This window comes from Leifsonia sp. 22587 (assembly GCF_052044215.1).
GTDB lineage: Bacteria > Actinomycetota > Actinomycetes > Actinomycetales > Microbacteriaceae > Leifsonia > Leifsonia shinshuensis_C.
In genome coordinates this window covers 250354-265775 of record NZ_JBQENB010000004.1, presented here as the reverse complement: position 1 = coordinate 265775, position 15422 = coordinate 250354, and the positions used below count along the sequence as shown (strand labels likewise).

Genomic DNA, 15422 nt, shown 5'->3' with positions numbered 1-15422 from the left:
TGCACCTTGTTGCGCCGCGGCACGGCGTGTCTCCCACAACAAGGTGCACCTCGGCGAATTGACCCGTGGCTTGCGTCGGAGAACGGTTCCCAAATCTCCGACGCAACGCTCTGGAGACGGAGATTCCGCGGCGAAGCCGTCGGATCTCCGACGTACGCGCACAGATCTCCGACCGCAGGACGGCGCCGTCCGATTCGCTGAGGTGCACGTTGTTGCGCAGGCGCACGGCGTGTCGGGCGCAACAAGGTGCACCTCGGCGAACTGACGGACGGGAGGCCGACGCGGGTCAGCGGTGGAACTCGTCCTCGTGGGCGGCGTGCTCGGCCGGCTCGAGCTGGAACGTGGAGTGCTCGACGTCGAAGTGCTTCGCGAGGCAGCCGGACAGCTCGTCGAGCAGCGCGCCGGTGCGGCCGGAGCGGAACACCGACTGCTCGCACACCACGTGCGCGCTGAACACCGGCGCCCCGGAGGTGATCGCCCAGACGTGCACGTCGTGGACGGCGACCACGCCCGGCGTGCCCAGGATGTGGTCCCGGATCTCCGCGACGTCGGTGTCGGCCGGGGCGGCCTCGCTGAGCACGCGCACCACATCCCGCAGCAGCGAGAACGCGCGCGGGACGATCAGCACGGCGATGAGCAGCGAGGCGATCGCGTCGGCCGGGGCGAAACCGGTGGTCAGGATGACGACGGCCGCCACGATGACGAGCGCGGACCCGATCAGGTCGCCCAGCACCTCGAGGTAGGCGCCGCGCATGTTGATCGACCGGCCGGCCGCCGGGCGGAGCAGAAGCAGCGCGCCGAGGTTCGCGACGAGGCCGATGACGGCGACGATCAGCATCGGGATGCTGTGCACCTCCGTCTCGCCGCCGACCAGCCGGCCGATGGCGCCGACCGTCACCGCGACCGCCACCACGACGAGGATGAGCCCGTTGATGAGCGCGCCGAACACCTCGGCGCGGCGGTATCCGAACGTCTGGCGGTCGGTCGCCGGACGCGCCGCGACGATGGTCGCCATCAGCGCGATGATCAGTCCGGCCAGGTCGCTGAGCATGTGCCCGGCGTCGGCGAGCAGAGCGAGCGAACCGCTGAGCCAGGCTCCGAAGACCTCGACGACGAGCACCGCCGCCACGATCCCGATGGCGATCAGGAGGCGGTTTCGGTTGGCGGTGTGGCCGTGGTCGTGACTCATCTCGACTTCTACGGTAGATAGAACTCGCGGTGTCCGCCAGAGGCGGCGACTAGATGGGAATGAGTGGCGTTCTCAGCTGCCGGCGTGCTCGGCCGCCGTGAGCTCCCGAAGCGCGGGCACGATGGCCGCGAACGCCCGCGCCCGGTGGCTCTCCGCGTTCTTCTGCTCGGGAGCGAGCTCCGCCGCCGTCACGTCGTGGCCGTCCGGCACGAAGATCGGGTCGTAGCCGTGGCCGCCGTCGCCACGGGGCTCCCGCGCGATGCGTCCCGGCCAGATGCCCTGGACGATGGTCGGCTCCTCGCCGGGCACCACCAGGGCGAGTGTCGCCGTGAAGTGCGCGGCTCGGGCCGTGTCCGGGATGTCGGCCAGCTGGTCGAGCAGCAGCCGCAGGTTGGCGGCGGCGTCGCCGTGCGTGCCGGACCAGATGGCGGAGAAGATGCCGGGCGCGCCGCCCATGACATCCACGCAGATGCCGGAGTCGTCGGCGAGCGCCGGCAGGCCGGTGTGCTCGGCCGCCGCGCGCGCCTTGATCAGCGCGTTCTCCTCGAAGCTCGTGCCGTCCTCGACCGGGACAGGACCGTCGTAGGCGACGATCTCGAGCCCCGGCAGCTCTCTGCCGAGGATCCCCTGGAACTCGCGGGCCTTGTGAGCGTTGTGGGTGGCGAGGACCACGCGCACGGCGGTCACGCCTCCGCGACGGCCGGCGTCAGCGTGGCCGACTGGATGCCCGCGAGCTCGGTGGTCCCGGCGAGAGCGAGGTCGAGCAGGTCGTTGAGCTCGCGACGGTCGAAGGGCGCGCCCTCGGCGGTGCCCTGCACCTCCACGAACAGCCCGCGGCCGGTGACGACGACGTTCATGTCGGTCTCGGCGCGCACGTCCTCCACGTAGGCGAGGTCGAGCATCGGCGTGCCGTCGATGATGCCGACCGAGACGGCCGAGACGGAGTCGATGAGCGGCGTCGCCTTCTGACCGATGAAGCGGTGCTCGCGACCCCACTCCAGCGCCTCGGCGAGCGCCACGTAGGCGCCGGTGATCGCGGCGGTGCGCGTCCCGCCGTCGGCCTGCAGCACGTCGCAGTCGAGCACGATCGTGTTCTCGCCCAGCGCCTTCATGTCGACGACGGCGCGGAGGCTCCGGCCGACCAGCCGGCTGATCTCGTGCGTGCGGCCGCCGACGCGTCCCTTCACGGACTCGCGGTCCATCCGCTCGTTGGTCGACCGGGGAAGCATGGCGTACTCGGCGGTGACCCAGCCGCGGCCCTTTCCGGCCATCCAGCGCGGGACGCCGTTCGTGAAGGATGCCGTGCACAGCACCCGCGTGTTGCCGAACGAGATCAGCGCGGAGCCCTCGGCCTGACGGCTCCAGCCCCGCTCGATGGTGACCGGCCGGAGCTGGTCGGGTGTGCGCCCGTCGGCGCGGGTGATGTCGGTCACGGGGATCTCCTCGGATCGGGGGATGGTTGCTTTACAGGGGCAGGTCGATGACGCCGGTCTGCACCAGGTCGACCCGCGAGACCTCGGGGCCGATGAAGCGGTGCGCCAGGCGCAGGAAGGTGTCGGCGTCGGAGCCGGTGGCCTCGTACCGGATCGTGGGCGGCAGCGGCGAGCGCCGCTCGAGTCCCTGGCCCACGAGCGTGCGGTAGACGTCCTTCGCGGTCTCCGTGTCGCTGGAGACCAGCGAGACGCCCTCGCCCATCACGTAGGAGATGGCGCCCTTCAGGAACGGGTAGTGGGTGCAGCCGAGCACCAGCGTGTCGACGTCCGCCTCGCGCAGCGGGCGCAGGTACTCGGCGGTGACGCGCAGCACCTCCTCGCCGGAGGTGATACCGGCCTCCACGAACTCGACGAACCGGGGGCACGCCTGCGTGAAGAGCTCCAGCGTCGGTGCTGCCGCGAAGGCGTCCTCGTAGGCCCGGGAGGCGATGGTCCCCACCGTGCCGATCACGCCGACGCGGCCGGTGCGGGTCGCGGCGACGGCGCGGCGGACGGCGGGCTGGATGACCTCGATGACGGGCACGTCGTAGCGCTCGCGCGCATCCCGGAGCATGGCCGACGAGGCGGTGTTGCAGGCGATCACCAGGAGCTTGACGCCCTGCTCGACCAGGAAGTCCATGACCTCGAGCGAGTAGCGGCGCACATCCGCGATCGACTTCGGCCCGTAGGGCGAGTGCGCCGTGTCGCCGACGTAGAGCAGCGACTCGTTGGGGAGCTGATCGCGGATGGCGCGGGCGACGGTCAACCCGCCCACACCCGAGTCGAAGATCCCAATCGGCGCATCCGTCACAGCAGTCCAGCCTACCCGCCGTCCGCTCGCCGCCTCCGCTGCGGCGGTCGTGAGTAGGCTGGGCGGCGTGACCGAGAGACCGACGTCCTCCGCCTTCCTCACCGACCGCTACGAGCTGACGATGCTCGACGCCGCCCTCCTCGCCGGCACGCACGATCGCGAGTGCGTGTTCGAGGCGTTCACCCGCCGCCTGCCGGCCGGGCGCCGCTACGGCGTGCTCGCAGGAACCGGGCGGCTGCTGGAGCTGGTCGACCAGTTCCGCTTCGGGGATGCCGAGCTGCAGTTCCTGCGGGACAACCGGATCGTGCGGGACGAGACCATCGACTGGCTGGCCGACTACCGCTTCTCGGGCACCATCCGCGGGTACCGCGAGGGCGAGCTGTTCTTCCCGGGTTCGCCGTTCTTCATCGTGGATGCGCCCTTCGCCGAGGGCGTCATCCTCGAGACCCTGCTGCTGAGCGTGTTCAACTACGACTCCGCCGTCGCCTCGGCGGCCGCGCGCATGGTCGCGGCCGCGGGCGGGCGTCCGCTGGCGGAGATGGGCTCACGCCGCGCGAACGAGCGCTCCGCGGTGGCTGCCGCGCGCGCCGCCTTCATCGCCGGGTTCTCCGCCACCTCCAACCTCGAGGCCGGCCGCACCTGGGGCGTGCCCACCATGGGCACGGCCGCGCACGCTTTCACGCTGCTCCACGACTCCGAGGAGGCCGCGTTCCGGGCGCAGGTGGATGCGCTGGGCCCGGGCACGACGCTGCTGGTCGACACCTTCGACGTCGCCAAGGCCATCGAGACCGCCGTGCGCGTGGCCGGCCCCGAGCTCGGCGCCGTGCGGCTCGACTCGGGCGACCTGCCGAAGCTGGTGAAGCAGGTGCGCGAGCAGCTCGACTCCCTGGGAGCGACGAAGACGCGCATCACCGTCACCAACGACCTCGACGAGTACACGATCGCGGCCCTCGCGGCCTCCCCCGTCGACTCCTACGGTGTGGGGACGTCGGTCGTGACCGGCTCGGGCAATCCGGCGTCCGGCATGGTCTACAAGCTGGTGGCGCACCGCAGTCACGGCAGCTCGGGCGAGTGGATCCCGGTGGCGAAGAAGTCGGACGGCAAGGCGAGCGTCGGGGGCAGGAAGCACCCGGTGCGCCGCCACGACGCCGCCGGCACCGCCGTGGCGGAGGTCGTGCACATCGTCGAGAAGGGCGACATCCCGGACGACACCGGTCGCGACCTGCTCGTGCCACTGATCACCCGCGGCGAGGTGCACCAGGAGCACCTCGGGGTCGAGGGGACGCGCCGGGCCCGCGAGCACCGCGAACTGGCCATGAGCGAGCTCCCGGACGAGGCGTTCCGTCTGGGCCGCGGCGACCCGGTGCTCCCGACGATCTTCGAGTGACGAGCGGGGACGCCCGCGATCGGCGATCAGTCGCCCTGCAGGCCCTCGTAGATCTCGCGGCAGGTCGGGCAGACCGGGAACTTCTCGGGGTCGCGGTTCGGCGTCCACATCTTGCCGCAGAGCGCCTTGACCGGCTTGCCGGTCATGGCGGACTCCAGGATCTGCTCCTTCTTCACGTAGTGCGAGAAGCGCTCGTGATCGCCCGGCTCCTGGTTCTGCAGGAGCTCCTCGAGCTCGCGATCGAGCGTGGTCGCACCGCCGCCGCCGGGCTCGCCGAAGGGATCGGAGATGCTGGCTTCGTTCATGTCTCCAGTGTAGACGCCCGAGGTCCGAACGCTCCGGGGTGACGGGACCCCGAAACCCCGCGGACCCGCCTCAGTCGTTGCGGTTGGCGAACGCCATGAGCTCCGGCCCGCGGCGGTCGAACACGCGGCCTCCGAGCCACAGCCCGAAGAACAGCGTCCCGAACCCGATCAGCACCGCGACCACAGGGGCGATGCCGAGCCAGAACGGGTTCACCGTCAGCCCCAGCACGAGGAACACCAGCACCGGCGAGGCCAGGATCAGGATGGCGAAGAAGCTCAGCGACTGAACCACCGCGGCGGAGGCGCCGGAGGTCTGCGGCTGCGTGAACGCGCTGTCCCCCGGCTTCGTCGCGGGATAGGGGAACAGCGCCGACGAGATGCTGGAGAGCCCGAGGCCGATCACCAGGATCGCGCCGCTGAGAGCTGCGACGGCGGGCAGCACGGCCCAGTCGCCGAAGACGATCGTGGTGGCGATCGACCCGACGATGAGCACCGGGATGCCGACGACCACGGGCGGGAACATGCGGCCCGCGCGGTCCGAGATGCCCCGCGTGCCGGAGACGAGGTGCAGCCAGATCGCGGTGCTGTCGAACGCGAGATCGTTGTGGATGCTCCACCCGAGGAACAGGCAGACCAGCGGCAGCGGTACCAGCGCCACGAAGTGCGACGGCAGGCCGGCGACGGCGAGGGCGACGATCACCAGGACGGGGATCACCGGGATGAGCACGATCGACACCCAGTAGCGCGCATCCCGGCCCCAGTAGGTCATCGAGCGCGCGGCGATCGCGGCGGTCGGCCCGCCCGGCAGGCGGTCGAACCAGCCGAGGCCGTGGTACGCCTTCGACCGGGCCTCTCGTTCCGGCGAGGCGACGACGCGGGCGACCAGGGCCGTCCACGCCAGCCAGAGCAGGGCGAGGGTCGCCAGCGCGATGAGCAGCTGCAGCATCGCGGTGCCCCAGGCCCCCTGCGCCGCGGCGCCGGGCGCCGACCAGGCGGCGCCGAGCGGCGTCCACGCCAGCCAGCGGGCGAAGCCGCCGAGGGCGCCGAGGCCGTCACGGCCCCAGTCGACGGTCACCAGGAGCAGCAGAACGGGGGCGATGAGCACGAGCAGCAGGATGCCGATGACCCCGCCCGCTTCACGCGACCGGCGGGTGTTCAGGAGCGAGTGAGCGATGGCGGTCGTCACCCGGGAGGCCAGCACGCAGGTCAGCACGACCACGACCGCGGAGACGAGGGCGACCAGGACGGTCCCGGGATTCTGCGACCAGGTCACGACGGTCGCCGCACTGCACACGATGAGCACGAGCGACGGGATGCCGATCAGGCCTGCGAGCAGGAGCCCGGTCGCGAGCGTCCGGTTCGGGATGCCGAACAGCGAGAACTCCCGCGGATCGAGCGTGTCGTCGACACCGAAGAGCAGAGGGAGCAGCGCGAAGCCGGCGACGACGACCGACCCGATGACGACGATCACGCTGTGCGTCGCGGACGCGTCGTCCACCACCCGGGCAGCGACGAGCGAGCCCACCACGATGACGGTGATGAAGCCTCCGTAGAGCAGCCCGATCACCAGGCCGAACACCTGCCAGGGCGAGCGCCGGAAGGCGTTGCCCATGATCCGGAGCTTCAGTCCGAGAAACTGTGCAACCACTCCATGCCTTCCGCTGCCTTGCGGCCGCCGGCCAGCTCCACGAACCGCTCCTCGAGCGTCTGCTCGCCGCGCACCTCGTCGATCGTGCCGGAGGCGAGAACCTGTCCGCGCACGATGATCGCGACGCTGTCGCAGACGCGCTGGATCATGTCCATGCCGTGGCTCGACACGACGACCGTGCCGCCCGCGGCGGTGTAGCGCTGCAGGATGTCGATGATGTTCGCGGCGGAGACCGGGTCGACCGACTCGAACGGCTCGTCGAGCACCAGGAGGCGCGGCGAGTGGATCATGGCCGCGGCGAGCGCGATCTTCTTCGTCATGCCGGCGGAGTAGTCGGCCACGAGGCGGTCGAGGGCGTCCTCGATGCCGAAGGCGGCGGCGAGGTCGGCGGTGCGCGCGCGAACCGTCTTCGCGCTCAGGCCGCGCAGCGTCCCCGCGTACCGCAGGAACTGCGCGCCGGTGAGGCGGTCGAAGAGCCGCAGCTTGTCCGGGAGCACGCCGATGATGTGCTTGGCGCGCACCGGCTCGGCCCACACGTCGACGCCGTGCACGATCACGCGGCCCGCGTCCGGTCGGAGCAGGCCCGTGACGATCGAGAGCGTCGTGGTCTTTCCGGCGCCGTTGGGACCGACGATCCCGTAGAAGGAGCCTTCCTTGATCTCCAGGCTCACTCCGTCGACCGCGACCGTGTCGCCGTAGCGCTTGTGCAGGCCGCCCAGCGACAGCACGGTCGGGCGGGTGTCGACCGCGGGAGCCGGCGCTTCGGTCGCCCGGGGCTCGGAAGCGGCCCGCGTGGTCTGCCGCGGCTTGGCCGTCGTCGTCCGCTTGCGCGGCGCGCGAGTACTGGTGCCCGCGGCGGCCGCAGCCGTCTTCGCGGGCGCGCGCTTCTGCGCAGGGCGCGGCGGCGGCGCCGCCTCCGCCTCGATCTGCGCGGCCGTCGGCTCGGCAGCCTCCGCCATGGTCTCCCCCCTCTGCGGGTCCGGCTCCGCTCCCTGCTCCCGATCCTCGGCGGGCTCGGTGATCTGGGGACGGGCGTGCTCGGAACTCACCCCGCTAACGTACCAAGACCTGGATCGGCGCGAACCCCCCGGCGTCATCCGCGGCGCGCGGCGGCGCCTCCGAATGTCCTGTGAGGAACATAACGACACAACAACGACATCCGTCAACCCCTGCCCCCCGACAGGGGCCCCCGGTAGTCTGGGGCAGCATTCGGGGGAAATCGGTACGACGCGTGTCGATCGCCCCACACGCGGATTAATCCTGGGTGAACCATTCCCGGGCCCGCAGACCCAAGGAGATGATTGTGACGACCCAGGTAGTGATTCTGGCGGCCGGCATGGGAAGCCGGCTCGGACGGAGCCTCCCCAAGCCGCTGACCGAGCTGAGCGACGGCCGCACGATCATGCAGCAGCAGTTCGACAACATCCACGCCGCCTTCGGCAAAGACGTGCAGGTGACGATCGTCGTCGGCTACAAGCTGGAGCACATCATCGAGGCGTTCCCCGACGCCCAGTTCGTCTACAACGAGCAGTACGACCAGACCAACACCTCCAAGAGCCTCATGCGCGCCCTCCAGGCGTCCGGCCCCGGCGGCGTGCTCTGGATGAACGGCGACGTGGTCTTCGACCCGGCCGTCCTCGTGCGCGGCGCGGCCATGGTGGCCCGCGACCAGACCTTCGTCACGGTCAACACCTCCTCCGTCGCCGACGAGGAGGTCAAGTACACGACCGGTCCCGAGGGCTACATCCAGGAGCTGTCCAAGACCGTCAAGAACGGTCTCGGCGAGGCGGTCGGCATCAACTACATCTCGTCGGCCGACAAGGCCACGCTGCTGCGTCAGCTGCAGCGCGTCGGCGACCAGGACTACTTCGAGCGCGGCATCGAGCTCGCGATCGAGCAGGACCACCTGCTGGCCGAGCCGGTCGACATCTCCGACCTGTACGCCGTCGAGGTCGACTTCCAGGAGGACCTGGAGCGCGCGAATCTTTTCGTGTAGTCGACGCTGCGTGAGCCCTCACGCAGCTTCGATCAATACGATGGGTTCTCGTGACCAGTACCCCGACTGAAGTGCGCCCTGCGCAGCGCTCGCGCTTCACGCGCTACCGGCACTCCCTCTGGCTGCTGACCAAGCGGGACCTCAGCGTCCGCTACTCCACCAGCGCGCTGGGATATCTGTGGTCGATCCTCGACCCGCTGGTGATGAGCCTGATCTACTGGTTCGTCTTCACGGTGATCTTCCACCGCACGGTCGGTGAGAACCCGTACATCGTCTTCCTGCTGGCGGCCCTGCTGCCGTGGATGTGGTTCAACGGGGCGGTCTCGGACAGCACGCGCGCCTTCATCCGCGAGGCGAAGCTCATCCGCTCGACGATGATCCCACGCACGATCTGGGTGAACCGGATCGCCGCCTCCAAGGGGATCGAGTTCCTGCTGTCGCTGCCGGTGCTCGCCGTCTTCGCGATCTTCACCGGAGCGCGGCTGAACGTCGAGGCGCTGCTGTTCCCGCTGGCCATCCTCATCCAGACGGTGCTGACCGTCGGCGTCGGCCTCATCGTCGCGCCCCTGGTGGTCTTCTACCGCGACCTGGAGCGCGCGGTGAAGCTCGCGCTGCGCTTCCTCTTCTACGCGTCCCCGATCATCTACAGCGCGCGCGACCTGCCCGGAGGCTGCGGCGCGGGCGTGGCGGCCAAGCACTGCGCCGCGTACCTCGCCACGCATCCCGGAGCGCAGACCGACGTGCTCTTCTCGCTGCACTTCTGGTCGGCGTTCAACCCGCTGACCGGCATCTTCAGCCTGTATCGCGCCGCATTCTTCCCCGAGGAGCTGGACTGGTTCCTCGTCGGGGTCAGCGCGGCGATGTCGCTCGTGCTGCTGGCGATCGGCTGGGGCGTGTTCAAGCGCTTCGAGCGCGACATCCTGAAGGAGATCTGAGTGGCACCCGTCATCGCGGTCGACCGCCTCGGCGTCCGGTTCCGCCGCAACCGGGGCGCCCGGCGCACGTTCAAGGACCTCTTCTCGTCGAAGCAGCGGCGCGCGCGTCCCGACGACTTCTGGGCGCTCCGCAACGTCAGCTTCCATGTCCAGCCCGGTGAGGCCATCGGCGTCGTCGGCCGCAACGGCCAGGGCAAGTCGACGCTGCTGAAGCTCGTCGCCGGCGTCATGCTCCCCGACGAGGGCACGGTGCGCGTGACGGACGGCGTCGCGCCGCTGATCGAGATCACGGGCGGTTTCGTCGACGACCTCACCGTGCGCGACAACGTGTATCTGACGGCGGGACTGCACGGGATGTCGCGGTCCCAGATCGACGAGCGCTTCGACGAGATCATCGGCTTCGCCGAGATCGAGGACTTCGTCGACACCCCCTACAAGCACCTCTCGAGCGGGATGAAGGTGCGCATCGCCTTCTCCGTCATCGCGCAGCTCGAGGAGCCCGTGCTGCTGGTGGACGAGGTGCTCGCGGTCGGCGACCGCGGGTTCCGCGAGAAGTGCTACCGCCGCATCGAGGAGCTGCTGGCCGGAGGCCGGACCCTGTTCTTCGTCTCGCACAACGAGAAGGACCTGCGACGGTTCTGCGAGCGCGGGCTGTACCTCGACAAGGGCGCCCTCGTTCTCGACGGTCCGATCGACGAGGTCCTCGCTCTGTACAACGCCGACTACGGCACCTGACCCCACCCGTTCTGCGGCCGGTGCCGCGACGAGAAATCGTCCACAGAAAATAGTTCGGCGAGTTCTCCCCAGAAGGGGCTTTCGTGCCCGATTCCGGGCCTCGAGCGTCGGAGGGGGTCGTTACTTTCGAGCCATGAATCCTCTCCGGCTCCTCCGCGCCCCCTCCCCCGCCGTCCGTCCTCGCCGTCTCGCCTACCCCGTCCCGTGGAGCGTCGACCGCACCACCGCACCGCACTACCGGATCGTGAACACCGGCCGCGAGACCCTGCGCGGCGTCACCGTGAGCATCGCCGGCGAGTCCCGGCTGCGGGTGAGCATCCCCGCCACCGTTCCACCGGGCGGGTCGGTCCGGGCCAGCGTGACCGGTCCGCACCCGTCGCGCGACACCGTGCTGGTCGTGCGGTGGTTCCCACCGGACGGCCGCGAGTACCTCTGGCAGATCAGCCTCTGAGGCGGGCGCACCGCCTCCGGCGGCGCGTGCGCCAGTGCGGTGTCCCGACACGTCCCGTCGGGACACCCCGGGGCGCGGGCCGCGGGGCGCGGGGCAAACGCATGCATCGACGTCATTTCCGGACACCGAATCGTGAGGTCCGCGCATTCGGGTGCAGGCGCTCTGGAGTCGGCGCGCACTTGGCTCTGTAGTGGATGCATCATGCACCACTCCGTCGCACCCGCTGCCGCACTGCTCGGCGAACGCATCCGCCAGGCCCGCATCGGCCTCGGGCTCAGCCAGGAAGCCATCGCCGGTCTCGCCGGTATGCACGTCACGAACTTCGGCAAGATCGAGCGCGGGCGCGCGAATCCCAGCCTCCTGACCATGCTGCGCATCGCCGTCGCCCTCGGCACCGACGTGGCGACGCTCACTCAGGACATCACGCGCGACTCGGTTCCCGACGACCTCGGGGTGCTGTCGGCGCACGAGTACCTCGACGAGCGCTCCCGTCGGCGCACTCGCGGTCGCTGATCCCGGCCGCCCGGTCGCCGGCACGACATGGATGGCGCTTCCGGCTGGGCGGCCTACACTCTACCGAGATGGCAGCCAAGCAGAAACCGATCATCTCCGTCACGGGCGGCCCGCAGCGAGGCGGCGATACGCCGCGCGCACTCAACACGACCCTGGACCGGTTCCTCGGCATCCAGCGGCCGGTGGTGCTGGCCCACCTGCGCAGTATCCGCCGCCGCAACCCGCAGGCGTCCGCGGACGAGCTCGCGCGCATCCTGGAACGCCGGTACCTGGCGGCGGTCACGAGCGGCGGCGCCGCCGTCGGCGCGACGGCCGTGATCCCGGCGATCGGGACCGGTGTCACCCTGGCGCTCTCCGGGCTCGAGACGGCGGGGTTCCTGGAGGCCACGGCCCTGTACGCCCAGTCGATGAGCGAGCTGCACGGGATCGCGGTCGACGATCCCGAGCGTGCTCGGGCTCTCGTGCTGACGATGATGCTGGGGCGGGAAGGCTCCGACCTCGTCCGCCAGCTCGCCGGCCAGTTCGGCGGAGGCGTCACGCGCACCGCCTACTGGGGTGAGCTCGTGACGTCCAGCCTCCCGAGCATGGTGGTCGGACCGCTGGTCGACCGGCTGAAGAGCGCGTTCATCCGGCAGTTCGCGATCCGCGGCGGCGCCAGCATCGTGGCCCGCGCGATCCCGTTCGGCATCGGCGCGGTCATCGGCGGCACCGGAAACAACATCCTCGGACGCCGCGTGGTGCAGAACGCCCGGCTCGCCTTCGGGCCGGCGCCGCTGGTGATCCCCGCCGCGCTCGCTCCCATCGAGGGACCGGGGGCGGTGCGCCGTCTCGGCTCGGCCACCGGCGACCGCGCGGTCCGGGTCACCCGCGCCACCGGCGAGGGCGCCGCCCGGATGGGCCGGGCGACCGGCGAGCGCGCGGCGCGCCTCGGAAAGGCGTTGCGCGGCGCCCTGCCGCGCAGACGTCCGACGGATGAGGAGCCGGGCCTGGACGCACCGGACGAGCCGCTGGCGCTCGAACCGCCTGCCGAACGACCGGGCACCAGTGCCGGGTCGGGCGACGACGACGGAGACGATCGGGCCCGCGTCGCCGGCTGAGCGAAGCCGTTCCGGGCTCCGGTCGTCAGACGATGGGCGGCCGGCCCGCAGCCGTCATGCGCGCGACCGTGCGCCAGCGCAGCGGACGCCGCTCCCCCGGGTCGGTGCGCCAGCCCTCCGCCCAGCCGCCGAACCACGCGCGCAGCACGGCAGGCTTGCGGAACCATCGGAGCAGCTGGATGCCGGTCCACGACCCCACGTACAGCGGGACGAGCACGGCCGGCAGGTTGCGGCGGGCCAGCCAGACCCGGTTGCGGGCGTTGAGCCGGTAGTAATACGAGTGCCGGGTCGGCGAGACCGACGGATGCTCGGCCACCAGGTCGCCGGCGTACCAGACGCGCTTGCCCTGGTCCCAGACCTTCCAGGCGAGGTCGATGCCCTCGTGCGCGTAGAAGAACGGGGCCGCCCATCCGCCCGCGCGCTCGAAGACGTCGCGCGGCAGCACGATCGCCGCCTCCAGCACGGCGAACACGTTGCTCGACCGAGCCGGATCGCCCTTGCGGATGCGCGGGATCCAGCGCCGCGGCGGGGGCGTCCCGTCGGGCACGCGCAGCCGCGGCTGCAGCATCCCGATCGAGGGGTCGCGCCGCAGCAGAGCGATGGCGTCCGCGAGGAACGTGGCCGACGGGATGTCCGCGTCGTCGTCGAGGAAGAACAGCCACTCGCCGGTCACCAGCGGGACTCCCGCGTTGCGGCCGGCCGGGATGCCGACGTTCTCCGGCAGCGCCAGCGCGCGCACGCCCTCGGGGAGGGCGGGATCCGCTGTCGCCGGGTCCCAGCCGTTGCCGACGACCACGATGTCCGTCTCGACCCCCTGCTGGGCGAGCACCGACTCGAGCCCCCGGCGCAGCTCGACCGGGCGGGTGCCCTGCGTGAGCACCACGACGGCCACCCGCGGCTGCTCGCCGGACGACGCCCGCTGCTCAGCCACGGACCCGCCGCGAGGCCATGATCGTCACGAAGTGCCCGATCAGCGCCAGGATCGACAGCGGAACCAGCGCCACCAGCAGGATGCGGTCGGCGAAGGTCGCACCGATGAACAGCCCGACGATCGAGAACACGAAGATCAGGATGGTCAGCTCGACCGAGTGGTACAGCCGGTGGAACGGCAGGAACCGCGCGGCGCGGCGCAGTGTCGCGACCAGGCCGTGGGTCGGCGCGTACTCCGACTGGGTGTCGGCCAGCTTCGGCAGACCGGCGTTCGCGCGGGCCACGCGGACCATGTCGTTGAGCGCCTTGTTCAGCACGATGACGAGGGCGAGGAGCGTGCCCAGGTTCGTCCAGAGGAAGTCCTGCGGCGCCTCGAACGGGTAGCCCGCCGCCCGGATGCCGAGCGCGATGGCGATCAGCGTCTCGGTCGAGTAGTGGCCGACGTTGTCCAGGAAGATGCCCGCGGGCGACGAAGTGCCGCGCCACCGCGCGACCTCGCCGTCGCAGCAGTCGACGAGCATCTGCAGCTGCCCGAGGACGAGCGCGAGAGCGGCGCCCCCGATGCCCGGGATGAGAAGGGAGGCGGCGGTCGCCCATCCCGTCAGGATCATCAGCCCGGTGACGCCGTTGGCCGAGATCGACGTCTTGAGCAGCACCCAGGTGAGGTACGGCGACAGATTGCGCAGGTAGAGCGACGCGGTCCAGTGCTCGGCGTTGCGGCGCCCACGGACCTCGGGCGGCTGCGCCACCGCGCGCAGCTCGGCGATCGACGTGGGACGGGCGCCGTGCGCCGAAGGTCCGGGTGCGGTCATGCCTACCTTCCGGTGTGGGCTGTGATGTTGCGGGTGAGCGACAGGTATCCGAGGATGAACCCGACCCCCCAGCTGAAGTGGATGCACGGCAAGACTACGAGAAACCACAGGAACGGGCGAAAGCCGTCCTTGCGCCCCCACAGCACCGCCGAGACGATGACGATGACGATGTAGAGCGCCGGGATCGCGAAGCCCCACAGCAGCCACGGCGCGGCGCCGACGATCGCCTGCACGATCCCGCCGAGGCCGAGCAGCGTGCCGATCGCGACGCCGAGCACCATCACCGGCGGCGCGAAGTAGCGGAGGCCGTTGGAGGCGGGGAACCGCCGGGCCAGCTCGCCGCGCCAGATGCCGGTCGAGAAGAACTGCCGGGCGAGGCGGTAGAGGTTGGGACGCGGACGGTACGTGACCTTGAGCCGCGGGGTGAACCAGACCGTGCCGCCCGAGGTGCGGAGCCGGCGGTTGAGCTCCCAGTCCTGCCCGCGCTTGATCTCCTCGTCGAACAGGCCGACCTCGATCAGGCGATCGCGGCGGAACACTCCGAGGTACACCGTCTCCGCCGGGCCGGCTTCGCCGCCGACGTGCAGCTTGGTTCCGCCGAGGCCGACGCGGCTGCCGTAGGCGCGCGCGACGGCGCGCTCGAAGTCGGTCGTGCCCTGCGCATCCATCAGACCACCGACGTTGTCGGCGCCGGTCTCGAGGATGGTCTCCACCGCGATGCGGGCGTAGTCGGGCGGGAGGACGCTGTGCGCGTCGACGCGGATCACGATCGGATACCGCGACTCGCGGATCGCCAGGTTGAGCCCGGCGGGCGTGGACCCGACGGCGTTGTCGACGACGCGGATGCGGCGGTCCACCGCTGCCAGCTCCTCGACCAGCTCGGTGGTGCCGTCCATGCTCGGGCCGAGGGCGATGGTCACCTCGAAGGGGCCCGTGTAGTCCTGCGCCAGCAGGCTGTCGACGGCCGCCCGCACGTGGGTGACCTCGTTGAGCACGGGCATCACGTACGAGACACCCGGGAGGGTGTTCACGGTGTGGTCCGGCATCTGATCCTTCGGTGTAGCGGGTCGGCGTCGAGCCTATCAGCCGGGCCCTGCACGAAACCGGGGACGCCCTGACGGCGGAAGGCCGCCCCGCGCAT

17 protein-coding genes are annotated in these 15422 nt (G+C 70.8%); 7 read left to right on the top strand and 10 right to left on the bottom strand.

All coding sequences use genetic code 11. The annotated features are described in order from the left end of the window. Positions 1-286 precede the first annotated feature (286 nt). The 4 genes from ACTJI1_RS17050 to murI form a co-directional block, all read right to left on the bottom strand. A complete protein-coding gene (locus tag ACTJI1_RS17050; RefSeq protein ID WP_440743565.1) occupies positions 287-1189 on the bottom strand; it encodes a cation diffusion facilitator family transporter in 903 nt (300 codons plus the stop codon). 72 nt (positions 1190-1261) lie between these two features. Continuing rightward, a complete protein-coding gene (rdgB, locus tag ACTJI1_RS17045; RefSeq protein ID WP_440743564.1) occupies positions 1262-1876 on the bottom strand; it encodes an RdgB/HAM1 family non-canonical purine NTP pyrophosphatase in 615 nt (204 codons plus the stop codon). Further along, the gene (rph, locus tag ACTJI1_RS17040; protein WP_440743563.1) at positions 1873-2622 is read right to left on the bottom strand and encodes a ribonuclease PH; all 750 of its coding nucleotides are present in this window, start codon (positions 2620-2622) and stop codon (positions 1873-1875) included. Before rph ends, rdgB begins: the two co-directional genes overlap by 4 nt. 31 nt (positions 2623-2653) lie before the next feature. Further along, entirely contained in the window at positions 2654-3472 is an 819-nt protein-coding gene (gene murI, locus ACTJI1_RS17035; protein WP_440743562.1) for a glutamate racemase, read from the bottom strand. A 67-nt stretch (positions 3473-3539) separates the two neighbouring features. Here murI and ACTJI1_RS17030 point away from each other — a divergent pair, with 67 nt between their 5' ends. Beyond that, positions 3540-4859, top strand: a complete 1320-nt coding sequence (locus ACTJI1_RS17030; protein WP_440743561.1) for a nicotinate phosphoribosyltransferase — start codon at positions 3540-3542, stop codon at positions 4857-4859. A 26-nt stretch (positions 4860-4885) separates the two neighbouring features. Here ACTJI1_RS17030 and ACTJI1_RS17025 read toward each other — a convergent pair whose 3' ends face one another. From ACTJI1_RS17025 to ACTJI1_RS17015, 3 genes are all read right to left on the bottom strand, one after another. Further along, positions 4886-5164: a DUF3039 domain-containing protein gene (locus ACTJI1_RS17025; protein ID WP_310128568.1), complete on the bottom strand. Its 279-nt coding sequence runs from the start codon at positions 5162-5164 to the stop codon at positions 4886-4888. 70 nt (positions 5165-5234) lie between these two features. Next, positions 5235-6812 carry a hypothetical protein gene (locus ACTJI1_RS17020; protein ID WP_440743560.1) on the bottom strand — a complete coding sequence of 526 codons (1578 nt, stop codon included), beginning with the start codon at positions 6810-6812 and terminating at the stop codon, positions 5235-5237. Next, positions 6788-7771 (bottom strand): ABC transporter ATP-binding protein, encoded by a 984-nt coding sequence (locus ACTJI1_RS17015; RefSeq protein WP_440743802.1) that lies wholly within the window; start codon positions 7769-7771, stop codon positions 6788-6790. The genes ACTJI1_RS17020 and ACTJI1_RS17015 overlap by 25 nt, the downstream gene beginning before the upstream one ends. Positions 7772-8115: 344 nt before the next feature. Here ACTJI1_RS17015 and ACTJI1_RS17010 point away from each other — a divergent pair, with 344 nt between their 5' ends. The 6 genes from ACTJI1_RS17010 to ACTJI1_RS16985 all read left to right on the top strand — a co-directional run bounded on the left by ACTJI1_RS17010 (position 8116) and on the right by ACTJI1_RS16985 (position 12539). Then, entirely contained in the window at positions 8116-8808 is a 693-nt protein-coding gene (locus ACTJI1_RS17010) for a phosphocholine cytidylyltransferase family protein (protein ID WP_310128564.1), read from the top strand. 71 nt (positions 8809-8879) lie between these two features. Further along, positions 8880-9743, top strand: coding sequence for an ABC transporter permease (locus tag ACTJI1_RS17005; protein WP_310134868.1), 864 nt, complete (start codon positions 8880-8882; stop codon positions 9741-9743). Further along, positions 9744-10478 carry an ABC transporter ATP-binding protein gene (locus ACTJI1_RS17000; protein WP_310128563.1) on the top strand — a complete coding sequence of 245 codons (735 nt, stop codon included), beginning with the start codon at positions 9744-9746 and terminating at the stop codon, positions 10476-10478. Between the two features lie 133 nt (positions 10479-10611). Next, positions 10612-10929, top strand: coding sequence for a hypothetical protein (locus ACTJI1_RS16995; protein WP_310128561.1), 318 nt, complete (start codon positions 10612-10614; stop codon positions 10927-10929). A 201-nt stretch (positions 10930-11130) separates the two neighbouring features. Further along, entirely contained in the window at positions 11131-11442 is a 312-nt protein-coding gene (locus tag ACTJI1_RS16990; protein ID WP_310128559.1) for a helix-turn-helix domain-containing protein, read from the top strand. Positions 11443-11510: 68 nt separating this feature from the next. Then, positions 11511-12539, top strand: a complete 1029-nt coding sequence (locus tag ACTJI1_RS16985) for a hypothetical protein (protein ID WP_440743559.1) — start codon at positions 11511-11513, stop codon at positions 12537-12539. A gap of 25 nt (positions 12540-12564) precedes the next feature. Here ACTJI1_RS16985 and ACTJI1_RS16980 read toward each other — a convergent pair whose 3' ends face one another. The 3 genes from ACTJI1_RS16980 to ACTJI1_RS16970 are packed head-to-tail and all read right to left on the bottom strand — an operon-like array spanning position 12565 to position 15327. Continuing rightward, positions 12565-13470, bottom strand: coding sequence for a glycosyltransferase family 2 protein (locus ACTJI1_RS16980; RefSeq protein ID WP_440743558.1), 906 nt, complete (start codon positions 13468-13470; stop codon positions 12565-12567). Continuing rightward, positions 13463-14281, bottom strand: coding sequence for a CDP-alcohol phosphatidyltransferase family protein (locus ACTJI1_RS16975; RefSeq protein WP_310128554.1), 819 nt, complete (start codon positions 14279-14281; stop codon positions 13463-13465). The genes ACTJI1_RS16980 and ACTJI1_RS16975 overlap by 8 nt, the downstream gene beginning before the upstream one ends. Positions 14282-14283: 2 nt before the next feature. Further along, complete coding sequence (locus ACTJI1_RS16970; RefSeq protein ID WP_440743557.1) at positions 14284-15327, bottom strand: glycosyltransferase family 2 protein; 1044 nt, start codon at positions 15325-15327, stop codon at positions 14284-14286. Between the last annotated feature and the right edge of the window lie 95 nt (positions 15328-15422).

Bases quoted from the DNA above. Each gene is read 5' to 3' on its own strand.
- ACTJI1_RS17025 (WP_310128568.1), bottom strand. From the start codon at position 5,164: ATGAACGAAGCCAGCATCTCCGATCCCTTCGGCGAGCCCGGCGGCGGC.
- ACTJI1_RS16995 (WP_310128561.1), top strand. From the start codon at position 10,612: ATGAATCCTCTCCGGCTCCTCCGCGCCCCCTCCCCCGCCGTCCGTCCT.
- ACTJI1_RS17015 (WP_440743802.1), bottom strand. From the start codon at position 7,771: ATGGCGGAGGCTGCCGAGCCGACGGCCGCGCAGATCGAGGCGGAGGCG.
- ACTJI1_RS17050 (WP_440743565.1), bottom strand. From the start codon at position 1,189: ATGAGTCACGACCACGGCCACACCGCCAACCGAAACCGCCTCCTGATC.
- ACTJI1_RS16985 (WP_440743559.1), top strand. From the start codon at position 11,511: ATGGCAGCCAAGCAGAAACCGATCATCTCCGTCACGGGCGGCCCGCAG.
- ACTJI1_RS16970 (WP_440743557.1), bottom strand. From the start codon at position 15,327: ATGCCGGACCACACCGTGAACACCCTCCCGGGTGTCTCGTACGTGATG.
- ACTJI1_RS16990 (WP_310128559.1), top strand. From the start codon at position 11,131: ATGCACCACTCCGTCGCACCCGCTGCCGCACTGCTCGGCGAACGCATC.
- ACTJI1_RS16975 (WP_310128554.1), bottom strand. From the start codon at position 14,281: ATGACCGCACCCGGACCTTCGGCGCACGGCGCCCGTCCCACGTCGATC.